The sequence below is a fragment of the Bacillus sp. FSL K6-1145 genome (assembly GCF_038003425.1).
Classification (GTDB): domain Bacteria; phylum Bacillota; class Bacilli; order Bacillales; family Bacillaceae; genus Bacillus; species Bacillus pumilus.
In genome coordinates, this window is record NZ_JBBOPC010000001.1 from 3,229,455 (window position 1) to 3,244,295 (window position 14,841).

Here is a 14,841-nt window from a genome sequence, read left to right on the forward strand (position 1 = left end):
ATTTCCTCCTAGCTGACAAGCTGCTTAATTTTGTATTCTTGAATTTTTTCGATTAACGGTTCAGCGGCACCATGAATATTGCCGACTCCATAAACCACTCGATTATGAAGCTTTTTCTCAAGCATGTTCATAATTTCTTCTGTAGATTGATATTCAAGGTTGTGTAAGTGGTCAGCCGGAATTTTTCCATCCTCATATGCCTTTACAATTGGATCTGTTGTTTCACCAATTAAGACGAGATCACTTGCTTCAATATAAGGAAGTACATCCTCCGCAAACTGGATCGTTCGATCTACACGATCCGCACGGCAGTTCATGATAATAATCGGTTCATCTGTTGGATATCCAATTTCTTTCACACGCTTCCAAATGTTCAATGTAGATGATGCGTCATTTGCCGCAAAACCATTTACAAAGTGTCCAGGCGTTTTCGCATCCATTAATGGAAGAATTCTCATCGCTCCTGGATCAGGCGGCGCATTTAACATTCCTCGGAATGCCGTATCTTCATCAATTCCCAATGCCTGTGCAACACCAAGTGCAAGTGAGGCATTATCTGGGAAGACCATGTACTCAAATTTCCGTAAATACTCATCAGAAATCTTGGAATTATCTGCAACAATGACTTCTGTATTGCGTTTTTTCGCAATCTCTTTAAAGAAATCCGTATATTCACTATCCGTAATAACCAAGTGTCCATTGTAAGGAATTGTCGCTGTAAAGGCTTCTGCTATTTCATCAAGTGTCGGCCCCATGACGTCCATATGATCTTCAAGAACGTTTACGATCACGCCAATATTCGCTTGAAGCAGCTCTTCCTGAAAGATGATTTGGTAATCTGGATTTACCGCCATACATTCACTGACGATGGCATTTGCTCCTCTTTCAACGGTTTCTCTCATAACTTCCTTCTGCTCACCGATATTCGGTCCTTGCGGTTTCCTTTTAATCGGTTTCTCCTCTGGCGTATCCCAATAAATCATTCTTGCATCTGTTCCCGTTGTTTTGCCGACAGTTTTATAACCTGCCTCCATTAAGATACCGGTTGTCAATCTTGTAACGGTAGACTTTCCGCGAATACCATTAATATTGACGCGCACCGGTAGGGCATCGATATTTTTCTGGTGACGCTTCTTTTCAATAAAGCCAATCCCTAACATGATGACACAGGCTATAACGATTAACCACATCGCTTATCTACATCTCCTTTTTTTATGAGTGTGATATGTAAATTCAATCAACAGTATATAGGTTCAGCATAAAATCACAATCGGTATTATGTAACATAATCTTTCACTTCCTCGTATGCCAAATTCCTCTAATCAGAAGGTGTATTGACCTAGCTCCTCTTTAAATGAAAAGGCCAAAAGACGGACAAAAATCAGCCTGAATTTCGCCTTCAATCAAGAGTAAGCGTTACCATCAAGCATCGAAAAATCTTTTGTCCTTTTCTCCCTAAATTTTTTGACAATTGTTAAGATGTATTTTGAATCAATGTTTTAAAGCCCTTTAAACTCTATAACATCAGTCATATCAGTGCTTTAAATGAATAGTGCGTGTTTTGGAATGTTTTCGATTTTTGAAGGAACAGGTTAGAAAGTCATCCTCATCGCTCAGAATGCTATGTGTTGACCTATGACAAAGGTCATCTCTAAAAAAATCAAGTCATATGCTTATTTTCAGGTCACGAAAAATTGGGATAAGATGTAAACTATTGATCATTTCGAAATGCCTTCTCATTACGAATTTCGCTCCTTATGACCTAAACAATGAAACATTATTCATTTCTTTTTATCAAGATTCATCATTTCTTAACATTTTTAATATGATTTTAGTTGAAAGTTGTCAGCTTATGTCATGCTTTCAACTAAGGTGACGAATAAAATCAGCCTCTCCGCTCACACTATGGTTAAAAAACTGTGAGAGGAGGCTAAAGATGCCAAATACGAATGAGCAAACACGCTTACACTTTTTATCAGGCGGTTTTGAGGAAAAGATTCGAATCCTGAAGAAAGCATTTCAGCAAAGCGCCGATTTTGAATACCGGGAATTAATGGTGAATGAAACGAAATCAGTGCTGTTTTATATTAAAACAAGAGTTGAAGAAAGCAAATTAAACGACTTCATTATCGGCAACTTGCTCGGTCCTCCTGGAGAGCAGAACTATACAAAATCACTTAGTACACTCGAAACAGGAGACTTGACGCTGATTGTCGACAGCATTATTGCAGGAAGCATTGCTTTCCTTGATGAAAAATCCTCACAGATCAAAATATTTGCCGTTGGACAGCCGCCGCTGCGTTCCATTTCTGAACCTTCTTCTGAAAGTATTATTGCAGGCGCACATGATGGGTTTGTTGAGAGTTTAGATACCAATTTATATTTACTGCGGTCACACTTAAATGATCGAAAACTTGCGATCCAGTATCATAAGATCGGCACAAAATCTGAAACAAAGGTTGCGACAGTTTATATTTCTGATATTGCCAATCAAGAAAAGATAGATGAGGTCAACAGACGAATTTCTTCCATTAAAGTAGACACGCTGCTCAGCCCCGGTTCTATTGTAGAAGCGATTGAGGATGATTCATATTCCATCTTCCCGCAGCTCATTGATACAGAACGACCTGACAAAGTGAGATCCGCCATTCTTGAGGGGAGAATTGTTGTGCTGATGGATGGCAGTCCAATGGCTATCATTCTGCCTATTACGTTCTTTAGCTTCTTTCAATCACCAGATGACTACAATAGTCGCTGGATTCCAGCTACGTTTATTCGTATTCTTCGTTATGTTGCCTGTATCATCGCTGTGATTTTGCCTTCTTTTTATATTGCGGTCATCGGCTTTCATTATGAGGTTGTCCCGGATGAATTAGCGATTACGATGAAAAATTCCATTATTGGAATTCCTTTTCCACCTTTAATAGAAGCTATGCTGATGGAGATTACGATTGAGCTCATACGCGAGGCAGGGGTGCGTCTGCCAAAACCAATTGGACAGACAATTGGGATCGTAGGCGGTTTGGTCATTGGAGATGCGGTAGTAAAAGCTGGGCTCATTTCGAATGTTCTTATCGTTGTGGTCGCCGTGACCGCTGTTGCTTCCTTTGTTCTTCCTTCGTTTGAAATGACGTCTACCATCAGGATGCTGCGTTTTCCGCTCATGTTCATGGCATCGATGTTTGGGTTTATTGGCATTTCATTCGGCCTGTCGATCGTCCTGATGAATTTATGCCGCCTTGAATCACTAGGTGTCCCGTATTTATCTCCAGTAACTCCATTTAACTGGCAGGACTTAAAAGACACTGTGATTCGATTACCGATGTGGATGTATAAAAAACGCCCTGTTTACTTAAATCCAAAAAAGAAAGAGCAAATTGAAAATTTGAGAGGATGGAAAAATCAAGATGAAAAATAAAATATCTCCATCTCAAGCTGTCTTTTTTATCATTCAATCTCAAATTGGTGTCGGTATTTTAGCCCTGCCTCATTTGCTTATGAAAGATATGGGGCATGATGGCTGGATGGCTATCATTTTGGCCTGTTTTTTTATCCAAATCATCAATACCATTTTTATATATATCATTCACAAATATCCTGAGACATCATTTTTCGAGGCGTTAATTGAGGTTTTTGGAAAATGGATTGGGCGAATCTTAGTGGCTCTTTATACAATTTATTTCGCCTCAGTCTGTATTGTCGTTCTATCTATTTTCACGAGAATTCTGGGTATATGGGTTTTACCACTTACACCCAATTGGGTGATCAACCTACTACTCATGATATCCATCCTTTACATCGCCAAGGAACAAATTACAGCGATTGTCAGATTCAACTTTATTCTGACTCCTTTTTTACTCTTGTTGTCTCTCATCATGCTGTATTCATTAAAAGGAACCAATATCGACTACCTTATGCCCTTTTTCCAAACGGACTTCTCTCAATTTCAGCTTGGATTAAAGGATGTTGTATTATCTATGAATGGATTTGAAATGATTTTGATCATCTCTCCACTGATGAAAGGCACCATTAAAGCGCGATACAAGGTCATGACCATTGCCAATATATGCACGACTCTTTACTACCTATTTATCACAGTGATTTGTTTTATGTTTTTCAGCCCGATTGAGCTTAAAATCATTCCAAATCCTGTTCTTTATCTGTTAAAAACCATTTCGTTCGGTGTGATTGAGCGGACAGATCTGATTTTTCTGAGTTTCTGGGTATTTATCATTCTTGCCACACTCAGTAATTATCTTTACTTTTGTGCAAATGGCGTAGCAAGTATTCTCAAGAAAAAAGACCACAAAAAATACGTCTTTTATTTTGCCATTTTGATCTATGCGGCTAGTTGCTATCTTGCAACCGATAATTTTAGAATTCAACGTTTTAATGACTTTACCACCATTGCGCAATATTCATTTATTTACACACTCCCGATCTTTATGGCAATTATCATCTTTTTCAAACATCGTAAAGGGAAGGTGAAATCACATGCGTCATAAGTACATACTGACTTTGCTCATGTGTGTGTCTCTCATATTCATGCCTGGCTGCTGGGATCAAAACTTATTAAAGAATATCTCTCTTGTTTTAACCTCTGCTGTTGATCAAGGAGAGGATGACAATGCCAAGTACTCGATTACTTATCGAAAGGTGCAGCAGTCTCAAAGTATGGAGCAAGGAAATACAGGCAGCTTTTTAACCACTCTTCTCACAACGGAAGCACCTACTTTAAGGAAAGCAAGAACCAACTTCAGCCGGATTGTGGATCAAAAAATAGACATGTCGAAAATGCGGGTGATGCTGGTCGGTGATGAATTTGCCCAAAATCGTCTTCTTCCCTACTTAGATATGTTTTATCGTGATCCGAAAAGCCCCCTCCTCGCAAATCTCGCCGTTGTTCAAGGGGGGACCTGTGAAGAAGTGATTAACTCGCTGCTGAAGGAAAAGCTCATTGTGAGTGACTATTTAAATAACTTGATCACAACCGCATCACGCTCATCCCAAGTAGCACCTAAAAACATTCAAAGTATTCGATCTAAAATGCTCCAAACTGGAGAGGACTTCACACTGCCCTTAATCCATTTTGATCAATCGAAGAAATTAATCAGTGTAAAAGGCGTCGCCCTATTTGATAATGAGAAAAAGAAAGGTGAGCTGTACGGACAAGATGCCATTCTTCTCACTGTCATGGACGAGAATATGGGCAAATATGCGAACTTCACTAAAAAAGTAAGAAGTGATATGAAATCAAAGGAGAACAATTACATCACCATTCAAGTGACAGATTCAAAGAGAGACATCAACATTATCAATCCTGACCATCGAAACTTAACCTTTTCTCTTGAGTATGAATTCACGACCTCTGTCCTTGAATACCCGAAAGATAATCTAGACACAGATAAAAAAATTAAAATGCTCAACAAAAGGCTTTCCGCGATTTTGACAAAAGAAGCAGAAAAAGTCGTGGCCTCCCTGCAAGAAGCAAACTCTGACGTCCTTAGCCTAGGCAGAAAATATCGGGTAAGACACTATGATGAATTCATGAAGATGAACTGGGTCACTGATTATCCAAATGTAAAAATCATCCCAAAAGTCAAAGTGAATATTACCCAAACAGGGATTATTAGTTAAGAAAAGGAAGAGTTCATCTTTCTTTTCTTTTTTTATTTTTTTAAGATTGTCATTTAAAAGCTTTCATGATAATCTATTTGTGTAAACGGTTACACATTCACGAAGGGAGGCACTCCATTGGCTACCATTAAAGATGTTGCAAAAGCTGCACAAGTGTCTGTTGCCACTGTGTCTCGCGTGCTTAACGATACTGGATATGTCCATACAGATACGAAAACCCGCGTGACACAAGCGATGCAGGAGCTGAACTACTTTCCCAATGAAGTGGCTAGATCCCTTTTCAAAAGAGAATCCCGCTTAATCGGTTTGATCTTGCCTGATATCACAAACCCCTTCTTTCCTCAGCTTGCTAGAGGCGTAGAGGATGAGATTCATGCGCAAGGTTTTCGGTTATTATTCGGAAACAGTGATGAAGATCGAGAAAAGGAATTGGCTTATTTACAAACCTTTAAACAAAATCAAGTGGTCGGTGTCATCGCTGTCACAAACGAACCTGAATCAGATATATACAATGATGATGAATTGCCGGTTGTGTTCTTAGATCGAACCGTCTCGCATGCACCTTCTGTATCTGCAGATACTGCAGCTGGCGGGAAAATCGCCGCAATGGAATTAATCAGGCGCGGCAGCCGGCAGATCACACTGCTGAAAGGACCTGCCCACCTTCAAACAGCGAGGCAGCGATTCAAGGGTGCACTCGATGTACTGACCGAAAAGGGTGTCGACTTCCATGTGATGTCTAATGCTTCGTTTTCTTTTCAAGAAGCCCGAAAAAGTGCCAAGGCTCTTTTTCAGCTGTACCCTGAAACAGATGGCATCATTGCCAGTAATGACATTGTCGCAACAGCGGTCATACACGAAGCACTTCGGATCGGAAAAGCCGTTCCAGAGGATGTTCAAATCATTGGGTTTGACGATATTCCGCAAAGCGAGCTGCTCTTCCCTTCCCTATCGACAATTAGGCAGCCTGCCTATGAGATGGGAAAAGAAGCGGCGCAGCTGTTAATTAAAGCGATTCAGAAACAACCTATAGATCAACCAGTTATTCAAATGCCCGTCTCTTTTATTGAACGAGAGACCACAAGAAAGGTGGATTCACAATGAGTCATATTGTCGTAGTAGGAAGCTGTTCAATGGATTTAGTTGTCACTTCGGATAAACGGCCAAATGCCGGTGAAACAGTGTTAGGCGAATCATTTAAAACCGTCCCAGGCGGAAAAGGCGCCAATCAAGCAGTCGCCAGTGCCAGACTCGGTGCTGATGTATACATGGTCGGCCGGGTCGGTGATGACGCTTATGGTCAAGATATTCTCAGCAATCTACAAGACCAAGGGGTCCGCACCTCATATATGAAACCGGTTACCGAAATGGAAAGCGGCACGGCTCATATCATTTTAGCGGAAGGTGATAACAGCATTGTCGTGGTCAAAGGGGCAAATGACGAGGTCACTCCTGACTATGTAAGAGAAGCACTTTCTACAATAGATGATATTGGAATGGTCCTCATTCAGCAAGAAATTCCTGAAGAAACAGTCGAAGCCGTCTGCACCATTTGCAGTGAGAAAGGGATTCCGGTCACCTTAAATCCCGCACCAGCTCGTCAAGTTTCTCAGCAAATATTAGATCAAGCTGCCTATATTACTCCAAACGAACACGAAGCAGCTCTTATGTTTGATGGACTCACCATAGCAGAAGCTTTGCGCCAATATCCAAACAAATTACTCATTACAGAAGGAAAAAATGGTGTTCGTTACTTTGACGGAATAAAAGAAGTGTTGGTGCCAGGCTACCCTGTGAAAGCCGTTGACACTACAGGCGCTGGTGATACTTTTAACGGTGCTCTAGCTGTAGCACTAGCAGAGGGAAAATCCCTATACGACGCACTTGCCTTTGCCAACTTAGCCGCATCTATCTCTGTCACCACGTTCGGTGCACAAGGCGGCATGCCAACAAGAGAAGAACTGGAGAGAAAAAAATGAAAAAAAACGGCATCTTAAACAGTCATATCGCCAAGGTACTTGCTGACCTTGGTCATACAGATACAATCGTCATCGCAGACTGCGGCCTGCCGATTCCAGAAGGTCCAGTCAAAATCGACCTGGCACTATCAATCGGCACACCGTCCTTTCAGGAGGTCACCTCCCTCCTTCTTCAAGAAATGGCGGTTGAACACATTACTGTAGCTAGTGAAATCAAAGAAGCCAATGAGCGAGATCATCTATTTTTAAAGAAAGCGTTCTCACAGCCATTACATGATGTAGACCACGAGACGTTCAAAGACATGACCAAACAGGCAAAAGCAGTCATTCGCACGGGTGAAGCCACCCCATACGCAAACTGCATTCTTCATGCCGGTGTCATCTTTTAAAAGGAGGAGCCAGATATGAACATTGAGATGCATAACATCCATAAGGCCTTTGGAAAAAACACCGTTCTTTCCGGGGTCTCCTTTGACCTCGTCACAGGTGAGGTTCACGCGCTCATGGGTGAAAATGGCGCAGGAAAATCAACTTTAATGAACCTGCTCACAGGTCTTTATTCATTAGACCAGGGAACGATTCAAATCGACGGGAAAGAAACCGCTTTCAAAAATCCGAAGGAAGCGGAACAACACGGCATCGCCTTTATTCATCAAGAGCTCAACATATGGCCAGATATGACCGTCTTGGAAAACCTATTCATCGGGAAAGAAATCTATACGAAATTTGGATTGCTAGACACAAAGAAAATGAAGGTTCTTGCCCAAAGCCAGCTGGACCGATTGTCTGTGAACCTCTCGCTTGATCAAGAGGCAGGTAGCTGCTCTGTTGGACAAAAACAGATGATTGAGATTGCAAAGGCATTAATGACAGAAGCGAAGGTCATCATCATGGATGAGCCAACGGCAGCTCTTACAGACCGTGAGATTGAAAAGCTCTTTCAGGTCATTGAATCTCTCAAAAAGGAAGGCGTATCCATCGTCTATATTTCTCACCGTATGGAGGAAATTTTTGCGATCTGTGACCGGATTACCATCATGCGCGATGGGAAAACGGTCGATACGAAAGCCATACCTGAAACAAATTTCCATGAGGTCGTCAAAAAAATGGTCGGCCGCGAATTAACAGATCGATACCCTGAGAGAACGCCTTCTTTAGGAGATACTATCCTTGAGGTGAAGCAAGCGACAAGAAAAGGACAATTTCAAGATATCAATTTCTCCGTTAAAGCTGGAGAAATCGTCGGTGTTGCAGGCTTAATGGGCGCTGGCAGGACCGAAATGATGCGGTCACTGTTTGGTCTTGATCCTCTTGATCAAGGGGAAATCTGGGTTCATGGGAAAAAGGCTATCATTAAAAAACCAAGTGATGCCGTCAAGCTCGGCATCGGCTTTATCACAGAGGATCGCAAAGATGAAGGACTCATGCTGGATGCATCCATTCGAGAAAACATTGGTCTGCCAAACTTAGAAAGCTTCTCTCCAAAGGGACTGATCGATAAGAAAAACGAACAGGATTTTGTTGACCTGCTCATCAAAAGATTGACGATTAAAACGGCTTCCTCTGAAATCTCGGCTCGAAGTCTCTCTGGTGGAAATCAGCAAAAAGTCGTCATCGCCAAATGGATCGGCATCCAGCCGAAGGTCTTGATTTTAGATGAACCGACAAGAGGTGTCGACGTCGGAGCGAAACGAGAAATCTACCAGTTAATGAATGAACTGACTGATCGAGGTGTTGCCATTTTAATGGTCTCCTCTGAGCTCCCAGAAATTCTAGGGATGAGCGATCGAGTGCTTGTCATTCATGAAGGAACCATCAGCGGAGAATTAAATAAAGCAGACGCAACACAAGAACGAATTATGACACTAGCTACAGGAGGGAAGTAACATGAAACCACTCACTTCAAATGGACGATTTGACAACATCATGCAAAAGCTTGGGCCATTCTTAGGACTCATCATCCTTGTCGCCATTGTTTCTATTTTAAACCCGGCCTTTTTAGAGCCATTAAACATCTTAAACTTACTGAGACAAATCTCCATTAATGCCCTCATTGCCTTTGGAATGACGTTTGTTATTTTAACCGGAGGAATTGATTTGTCGGTCGGTGCCATTTTAGCACTTTCTAGTGCGCTGACTGCCGGATTTATCGTGTCTGGTATGGACCCGATTTTAGCTATTATCGTTGGCTGTATCATCGGCGCTATTCTTGGGATGGTCAACGGTCTTTTAATCACAAAAGGAAAAATGGCTCCTTTTATCGCAACACTTGCCACGATGACGATTTTCAGAGGATTAACACTTGTTTATACAGACGGAAACCCGATTACAGGACTCGGTTCTAACTATGCCTTTCAGTTATTCGGACGCGGGTATTTCTTAGGCATTCCTGTTCCAGCGATCACGATGCTTCTCACCTTTATCGTGCTCTGGGTGCTGCTTCATAAAACGCCTTTCGGCAGAAGAACATATGCAATCGGTGGGAATGAAAAAGCTGCGCTCATTTCAGGAATCAAAGTACCGCGCGTAAAAATTATGATCTATTCATTAGCAGGGTTCATGTCTGCTCTAGCAGGTGCGATCTTAACATCTCGTCTAAACTCAGCCCAGCCAACAGCTGGTACGTCCTATGAGCTTGATGCAATTGCTGCCGTTGTACTTGGCGGGACAAGCCTTTCCGGCGGAAGAGGGCGAATTGTCGGCACACTGATCGGGGTGCTTATCATCGGTGTCCTGAACAACGGTATGAACTTACTTGGTGTATCATCATTCTATCAATCTGTTGTGAAAGGGATTGTCATCTTGATTGCAGTCCTACTAGACAGAAAGAAATCTGCTTAAGGAGGCAGCTGCTATGAAAAAATTTCTCATTCTCATTCTGACTCTCTCATTGTTCATGCTTTCTGCCTGCTCGCTAGAACCGCCAGAGTGGGCCAAATCAACAAAAGATGGGAAGAAAAAAGACATCAAAATCGGTCTCTCGATCTCGACCTTAAACAATCCATTCTTCGTTTCTCTTAAAAACGGGGTGACGAAAGAAGCGAAAAAGCTTGGCATCGAAGTTGTCATTGCAGATGCTCAAAATGATTCAGCAAAACAAACAAGTGACGTAGAAGATTTAATTCAGCAAGGGGTCGACGCATTGCTTATCAACCCAGCGGACTCGTCTGCCATCTCAACTGCTGTTGAATCAGCGAATGCTTCAGATATTCCTGTCATCACATTAGACCGTTCAGCTGAAAGCGGTAAAGTAGAAGCACTGGTTGCTTCAGATAACGTCAAAGGCGGCGAAATGGCAGCCAACTTTATTATCGACAAGGTTGGAAAAGGCGCTAAAGTCGCTGAATTAGAAGGTGTACCAGGCGCTTCCGCTACACGTGAACGCGGAAAAGGATTCCATCAAATAGCAGATAAAGATCTAAAAGTGACAGCAAAACAAGCAGCTGACTTCGACCGAACAAAAGGGTTGAACGTCATGGAAAACCTCCTTCAAGGAAACCCTGACATCAAAGCCGTTTTTGCCCACAATGATGAAATGGCGCTTGGCGCACTAGAGGCGATTCAAAGCTCTGGAAAAGACATTCTCGTCGTTGGCTTTGACGGAAACGAAGATGCACTCAACTCGATCAAAGCAGGAAAACTATCTGCCACAGTCGCCCAGCAGCCAGAGCTGATCGGAAAACTGGCAGTCGGTGCTGCAAGCGACGTCTTAAAAGGGAAAAAAGTACAAAAGAACATAGCAGCTCCACTGAAACTAGAACAGAAAAAATAAACACAAAACCCCCGATAGCTCTCGGGGGTTTTTCCTATTATTCTGGTCTTTTCAGCACATATGACGTCCCTAAATGGGCATAATCATTACCCGCTAAACGTGCGACTGGCTTCAATTCAGAAGTAGAAACATATCCTTTTTCCGCATCATACACAGCCTCATCTAAATGCGCACACACAACCCGGCCAATGATATGATCGACCGTGATCTCCCCTTCATCATTTTGAAAGGTAAGATGCTTTTCAAGCTGACATTCAAAGCGAATACGTGCTTCCTGAATGCCCGGCACTGACACGACATGGCTCTTTACTTGATGAAGACCGGTTCGATCCAGCTCACTCTCTTCCTGTGGCAGCGTAGCAGCTGTTTCATTAATATCTTCTATTATCGCTTCATCACTCACATGGACCACAAATTCTCCTCTGTCAATCATATGCTGCGCTGTGTCTTTCATCTGACCTTCGCGTCGTCCGATAGAAACTGCGAGGAGCGGCGGGTGTCCGCTGATGACATTAAAGAAACTAAATGGTGCGGCATTGACAACATCGTCTTTAGACAGACTTGTAATAAACGCAATCGGTCGTGGAACAATAGAGCCCGATAATAATTTATATGCTTCTTTTCTTGATAGCTGATCCATTTGCAACGTAATCAATTCAGACACGCCTCCTTTTGGTGTATCGACATCATACCATACCTCTTTTTCTATGCCTCTGATTCAGGCTCGGTGCGATGCAGGATATGGTGGACAAGATGAAATAAAGCAGGATTATGATTTTCTCGTCTATAGGAAATCGTCCATTCTGCCAGAAGCTGTTCACCTTCAATGGACCGATACACAACATCTAGATTAAATAAACGCCGGGCTGATTTCGGAATGACCGCAATGCCGATACCAGCTGTGACAAGGCCAATCACCATTTGATATTCAGCCGCTTCCTGCACAATATTCGGAGAAAACCCGTACTTTTCACATAGCAGGACAAAGTGTTGATAAAGGGACGGCCATGATTCCTGTGATAAAGAAATAATCGGCTCATGACGAATATCTTCGATCGTGACCGCCTCTTTTTTCGCCAGCGGATGATTTTTCGGAATCGCAAAAATACATTCACTTTGCTTCATCAAACGGCTGACCAGTTCTTCATGAGGAGATGTAGGATGTAAAAAACCGATATCAATCTCCCCATTTAAAAGCGCTCCTAGCTGCTGCGGAACAGAAAGCTGCTCCAGCTCAATACTGACAGAGGGATACAGCTCTCTGAATTCGCGTACAACTGGCGGCAGAATATCATACGTCGCTGTTCCAACAAACCCTATGATGATTTTTCCCAGCTCTCCTCTTGCTGTATGCCGGGCATGATCAACGGCTTTATCAAGCTGATGCAGCACACCACGCACCTCATGTAAAAAGACCTTTCCAGCAGCTGTTAGCTCCACCACTCGCTTCGACCGGTGAAACAAAGGAAACCCCAATTCTTCTTCAAACTGCTTAATTTGCTGACTAAGTGGCGGCTGTGTCATATTCAACCGTGCGGCTGCTCTGCCAAAATGCAGCTCCTCCGCTACTGTGACAAAGTACTGCAAATGTCTCAGTTCCATCCTTTCACTCCTCGCACACTTATTCGTGAAACATATTAAAACCACGTTAAACAGATATTGGAAATTTTCCATTTTGAAATGTATAGTAAATCATATCATGAAAATATATTTTCATAAAAAATTTTACTTGCCGAAAGGAGTGCGGGGTAAATGAATTCTCAAGCACAATCCCTAACAAGACGAGGAGCAGAATTGATTGTTGATACGCTGATTGCTCAAGGTGTGACCCATGTTTTTGCAATTCCAGGTGCCAAAATTGACGCCGTATTTGATGTATTAAAAGACAGAGGTCCAGAGCTTGTCCTATGCAGACACGAACAAAACGCCGCCTTTATGGCAGCTGCTGTCGGCCGCTTAACCGGCAAACCAGGTGTTTGTCTCGTCACATCAGGTCCTGGCGCATCTAATTTAGCAACAGGTCTATTAACAGCCAATACAGAAGGTGACCCTGTTGTCGCAATCGCGGGAAACGTCATTCGTGCAGATCGGCTAAAACGAACACATCAATCACTCGACAATGCGGCATTATTCAAACCAGTCACAAAATACAGTGTTGAAGTACAAGACGTTCATAATATACCCGAAGCCTTAACAAATGCTTTTCGCGCGGCACAAAAGGGGCAGGCTGGAGCAGCATTTATCAGCTTTCCACAAGATGTCGTGACAGAACACACCACACAAACACCAGTGTCTGCTCACCCTTCTCCAGAACTAGGTCCTGCACCGGATGCTCTCATCAGCTCGGCTATCGCCAAAATTCAAAATGCACACTTACCTGTTGCCATTGTGGGAATGAAAGCAAGTCGTCCAGCTGCTGCAAAGGCTACAAGAACATTATTGAAAACACTTGGAATTCCATTTGTCGAAACGTACCAAGGAGCCGGCGTTCTCTCAAGAGAGCTCGAGTCTCAATATGTAGGCAGAATCGGTTTATTCAGAAATCAGCCGGGGGATCTTCTCATTGAACAAGCAGATGTCCTTTTAACCATCGGCTTTGATCCAATTGAATATGATCCGAAGCATTGGAATATTCAGCCGAAGCAGCGACAGATCATCCATGTCGATGACATGCAGGCAGATATTGATCATTTTTATGAGCCAGCGCTTGAGCTTGTCGGCAATATAGCTGAAACCGTTAAACATCTAGCCCATGACAGTGTTCCACTTTCTCTATGCAAAGAACAAATTGAATTCGTCACTGAATTACAGGAGCTGTTAAGCGACATTGAAAAAGCACCAGAAAGAGAAAGTCATCTATCTCACCCGCTGGATGTCATTCATACATTAAGACGCCTGATTTCTGATGACACGAAGGTCACGTGTGATATCGGATCTCACGCGATTTGGATGTCGCGTCACTTCCGCGTCTATGAGCCAAACACATTCCTAGTGAGCAACGGAATGCAAACATTAGGCGTCGCCTTACCATGGGCAATTGCGGCTTCCATATTGAATCCAGATGAAAAGATCATTTCGGTCTCTGGTGATGGCGGTTTTCTCTTCTCTGCAATGGAGCTAGAAACAGCCGTCCGCATGAAAACAAACCTCGTTCACCTTGTTTGGAATGACAGCACATACGACATGGTGGCATTTCAGCAGGAAATGAAATATGATCGCACATCCTGCGTTGAATTCGGACAGATCGACTTAGTGAAATATGCGGAAAGCTTTGGAGCGACTGGATTACGGGTTAACTCACCTGAAGAGCTTTCAACTGTCCTACAAAAGGGTATAAACATAGAAGGACCCGTTATTATTGATATTCCGATTGACTATCAAGACAACCCAGACCTCGCCAGTCAAAAATGGCCAGAAGTCTTTCGTGAAAAACACACATTGAACGTCTGATAA

General features: G+C 42.7%; 13 protein-coding genes. 10 read left to right on the forward strand and 3 right to left on the reverse strand.

Annotated elements, in window-relative coordinates:
* Positions 1-8 precede the first annotated feature (8 nt).
* A complete protein-coding gene (gene pgsB / locus MHH41_RS16415; RefSeq protein ID WP_012011489.1) occupies positions 9-1,190 on the reverse strand; it encodes a poly-gamma-glutamate synthase PgsB in 1,182 nt (393 codons plus the stop codon).
* Positions 1,191-1,936: 746 nt separating this feature from the next.
* On the opposite strand from pgsB, the gene MHH41_RS16420 reads away from it, so the two are divergent.
* The 9 genes from MHH41_RS16420 to rbsB all read left to right on the forward strand — a co-directional run bounded on the left by MHH41_RS16420 (position 1,937) and on the right by rbsB (position 11,388).
* Positions 1,937-3,418, forward strand: a complete 1,482-nt coding sequence (locus MHH41_RS16420; RefSeq protein ID WP_137054308.1) for a spore germination protein — start codon at positions 1,937-1,939, stop codon at positions 3,416-3,418.
* Positions 3,408-4,505, forward strand: coding sequence for a GerAB/ArcD/ProY family transporter (locus MHH41_RS16425; RefSeq protein WP_050944400.1), 1,098 nt, complete (start codon positions 3,408-3,410; stop codon positions 4,503-4,505). The genes MHH41_RS16420 and MHH41_RS16425 overlap by 11 nt, the downstream gene beginning before the upstream one ends.
* Entirely contained in the window at positions 4,495-5,637 is a 1,143-nt protein-coding gene (locus MHH41_RS16430) for a Ger(x)C family spore germination protein (protein WP_340866566.1), read from the forward strand. Before MHH41_RS16425 ends, MHH41_RS16430 begins: the two co-directional genes overlap by 11 nt.
* Before the next feature lie 117 nt (positions 5,638-5,754).
* Positions 5,755-6,741, forward strand: coding sequence for a LacI family DNA-binding transcriptional regulator (locus MHH41_RS16435; RefSeq protein WP_310425494.1), 987 nt, complete (start codon positions 5,755-5,757; stop codon positions 6,739-6,741).
* A complete protein-coding gene (gene rbsK / locus MHH41_RS16440) occupies positions 6,738-7,616 on the forward strand; it encodes a ribokinase (protein ID WP_340866567.1) in 879 nt (292 codons plus the stop codon). The genes MHH41_RS16435 and rbsK overlap by 4 nt, the downstream gene beginning before the upstream one ends.
* Complete coding sequence (gene rbsD, locus MHH41_RS16445) at positions 7,613-8,005, forward strand: D-ribose pyranase (protein ID WP_251190719.1); 393 nt, start codon at positions 7,613-7,615, stop codon at positions 8,003-8,005. Before rbsK ends, rbsD begins: the two co-directional genes overlap by 4 nt.
* Before the next feature lie 15 nt (positions 8,006-8,020).
* Entirely contained in the window at positions 8,021-9,502 is a 1,482-nt protein-coding gene (locus MHH41_RS16450) for a sugar ABC transporter ATP-binding protein (RefSeq protein ID WP_050944406.1), read from the forward strand.
* A 1-nt stretch (position 9,503) separates the two neighbouring features.
* Complete coding sequence (rbsC, locus tag MHH41_RS16455) at positions 9,504-10,457, forward strand: ribose ABC transporter permease RbsC (protein ID WP_003215300.1); 954 nt, start codon at positions 9,504-9,506, stop codon at positions 10,455-10,457.
* Between the two features lie 13 nt (positions 10,458-10,470).
* Positions 10,471-11,388 (forward strand): ribose ABC transporter substrate-binding protein RbsB, encoded by a 918-nt coding sequence (gene rbsB, locus MHH41_RS16460; RefSeq protein ID WP_327839553.1) that lies wholly within the window; start codon positions 10,471-10,473, stop codon positions 11,386-11,388.
* Positions 11,389-11,425: 37 nt separating this feature from the next.
* Here the strand turns inward: rbsB and MHH41_RS16465 are convergent, their stop codons facing one another.
* Both MHH41_RS16465 and alsR read right to left on the reverse strand, forming a co-directional pair.
* Entirely contained in the window at positions 11,426-12,043 is a 618-nt protein-coding gene (locus tag MHH41_RS16465; protein ID WP_226805382.1) for a flavin reductase family protein, read from the reverse strand.
* Between the two features lie 50 nt (positions 12,044-12,093).
* The gene (gene alsR, locus MHH41_RS16470) at positions 12,094-12,990 is read right to left on the reverse strand and encodes an acetoin biosynthesis transcriptional regulator AlsR (RefSeq protein ID WP_065097893.1); all 897 of its coding nucleotides are present in this window, start codon (positions 12,988-12,990) and stop codon (positions 12,094-12,096) included.
* A 150-nt stretch (positions 12,991-13,140) separates the two neighbouring features.
* On the opposite strand from alsR, the gene alsS reads away from it, so the two are divergent.
* Positions 13,141-14,838: an acetolactate synthase AlsS gene (gene alsS / locus MHH41_RS16475; RefSeq protein WP_340866568.1), complete on the forward strand. Its 1,698-nt coding sequence runs from the start codon at positions 13,141-13,143 to the stop codon at positions 14,836-14,838.
* The last annotated feature ends 3 nt before the right edge of the window (positions 14,839-14,841 follow it).

What these genes read in the sequence shown, in the direction of transcription:
- pgsB (WP_012011489.1), bottom strand. Translation starts at nt 1,190, where the DNA reads ATGTGGTTAATCGTTATAGCCTGTGTCATCATGTTAGGGATTGGCTTT.
- MHH41_RS16420 (WP_137054308.1), top strand. Translation starts at nt 1,937, where the DNA reads ATGCCAAATACGAATGAGCAAACACGCTTACACTTTTTATCAGGCGGT.
- MHH41_RS16425 (WP_050944400.1), top strand. Translation starts at nt 3,408, where the DNA reads ATGAAAAATAAAATATCTCCATCTCAAGCTGTCTTTTTTATCATTCAA.
- MHH41_RS16430 (WP_340866566.1), top strand. Translation starts at nt 4,495, where the DNA reads ATGCGTCATAAGTACATACTGACTTTGCTCATGTGTGTGTCTCTCATA.
- rbsK (WP_340866567.1), top strand. Translation starts at nt 6,738, where the DNA reads ATGAGTCATATTGTCGTAGTAGGAAGCTGTTCAATGGATTTAGTTGTC.
- rbsD (WP_251190719.1), top strand. Translation starts at nt 7,613, where the DNA reads ATGAAAAAAAACGGCATCTTAAACAGTCATATCGCCAAGGTACTTGCT.
- MHH41_RS16450 (WP_050944406.1), top strand. Translation starts at nt 8,021, where the DNA reads ATGAACATTGAGATGCATAACATCCATAAGGCCTTTGGAAAAAACACC.
- rbsC (WP_003215300.1), top strand. Translation starts at nt 9,504, where the DNA reads ATGAAACCACTCACTTCAAATGGACGATTTGACAACATCATGCAAAAG.
- rbsB (WP_327839553.1), top strand. Translation starts at nt 10,471, where the DNA reads ATGAAAAAATTTCTCATTCTCATTCTGACTCTCTCATTGTTCATGCTT.
- alsR (WP_065097893.1), bottom strand. Translation starts at nt 12,990, where the DNA reads ATGGAACTGAGACATTTGCAGTACTTTGTCACAGTAGCGGAGGAGCTG.
- alsS (WP_340866568.1), top strand. Translation starts at nt 13,141, where the DNA reads ATGAATTCTCAAGCACAATCCCTAACAAGACGAGGAGCAGAATTGATT.